The organism is Vibrio sp. Vb1755, assembly GCF_033338635.1.
GTDB lineage: Bacteria > Pseudomonadota > Gammaproteobacteria > Enterobacterales > Vibrionaceae > Vibrio > Vibrio alginolyticus.
Genome location: NZ_JAWOTA010000086.1, coordinates 1 through 1,684, shown reverse-complemented (window position 1 = coordinate 1,684; position 1,684 = coordinate 1). Strand labels below are relative to the sequence as shown.

General features: G+C 49.5%; 1 protein-coding gene and 1 pseudogene. One reads left to right on the top strand and one right to left on the bottom strand.

Translation table 11 applies throughout. The annotated features are described in order from the left end of the window. Positions 1–1,479, top strand: a 1,479-nt coding sequence (locus tag R7E00_RS22775) for a glycoside hydrolase family 92 protein (RefSeq protein WP_318124512.1), incomplete at its 5' end; no start/stop codon positions are given. Between the two features lie 31 nt (positions 1,480–1,510). On the opposite strand, the pseudogene R7E00_RS22770 reads toward R7E00_RS22775, so the two are convergent. Next, positions 1,511–1,684: pseudogene (locus R7E00_RS22770) on the bottom strand (2-nitropropane dioxygenase); the annotation flags it as partial.

Here is a 1,684-nt window from a genome sequence, read left to right as displayed (position 1 = left end):
TCAATTGAAGGGGGCACGGAAGATCAGAAAGAGATCTTCTACACTGCGCTATACCACACCAAAATTGCGCCGATTGTGCATCAAGACGTGGATGGTCGATTCCGTGGCATGGGCAAAGGCTCAATTCGTGAAGGCGAAGGGGAATACTCCATCGCTTACGGTCAAGCAACAGAAGAACAGCCAAACTTCTCGGTTTACTCTCTATGGGATACCCAACGCGCGTTACACCCACTAAAAACCATCACAGAGCCAACCCGCGCGGTGCAGTACGCGAAGAACCTGGTTCAGAAGTACACTGAAAGCGGCTTGCTGGCGAAGTGGGAACACTTAGGTGACGAGACAAGCACCATGGTCGGCTACCCAGCAGTAGCAGTGATTGCGGATGCGATGACCACATTCCCAGAAGAGTTTACTCAACAAGAGAAAGAGCGGGCGCTGAAAGCCGCGATCGACTCTTCAACTTACGACAACTACCCAGCACTGCAAGCCGATTGGGATCAAGGCGTCTTGGATCGCACTTTAACCAAGCACATCGATTACATTGAGAAAAACGGCTTCACGCCTGCCATCCAACGTGTCGATGGTGAGCCAGTATTTGAAGACTACACGGTTGAGTCTGTTTCTTACGGTCTAGAAAACGCGTTCTACGATTGGGCTATCGCGCAAATCGCCAAAGCAGCCGGTGATACTCAAGCGGAAGAGCAATACCTTGAACGCTCAAGAGACTACAAGAAGTACTTCGATTACAACCCAACGGAATACGCAGAACATGGCGTGACGGGCTTTATGCGCCCAGTGATGATTGATGAAACCTTCATGACGCCATTCGACCCATACGGCACAGAACACGAGACAGGCAACTACACCGAAGGTAACGCGTGGCAGTGGACTTGGTTTGTACCGCATGACATCGCGGGCTTAAAAACCATCATGGGTGGCGATGCTGAGTTCCAGAAAAACCTAGAAGCAACCTTCACCGCAGAAAGCCAAGGTACAGAAACACCGGATATGTCTGGTTTGATTGGTCAAGTTGCGTTTGGTAACGAGCCTTCGCACCACATTCCTTACCTTTTCAACTGGACCGCAGAACCATGGAAGACACAACAAGTCGTCGACCACATTCTTGATGACATGTATTTCGCTGCGCCAGAAGGCGTCATTGGTAACGAAGACGTGGGCGCCATGTCCGCTTGGTATGTGATGTCTGCATTAGGCTTCTACCAAGTGAACGCAGCAGAACCTATTTACACTGTGGGTCGTCCGCTATTCGACAAAGCGGTGATTCCGGTGAAAGGCGGCACGTTCACCATAACCACAGAGAACAACGCCGATGACAACATGTACATCAAGTCTGTCACCATCAATGGCAAAGCTTTGGATAACGGTTTCTTCTTCGACCATTCCGAGTTCAAGCCAGGTGGTGAGTTGCACTTCGTGATGACGGGCGACCAATCTGAAGCGATGAAAGCGCCTCAATAACCTTCACTTGAAATGTGTTCCTCAGGCCAAATTAGTCTGAGGAACATAAGCTCAAATCAATCCCTTCCACTAATGACAGTGTCATTTCTGCTGCCGAAACTTCTTTGCAACCCGACGAATTTTGTCCGCACCACAACGGCGTAAATTCATCTCGGTTTTGCTTCTCCATAAGCACTCTTAACTGAGTCATTTCAATAGAAGCATA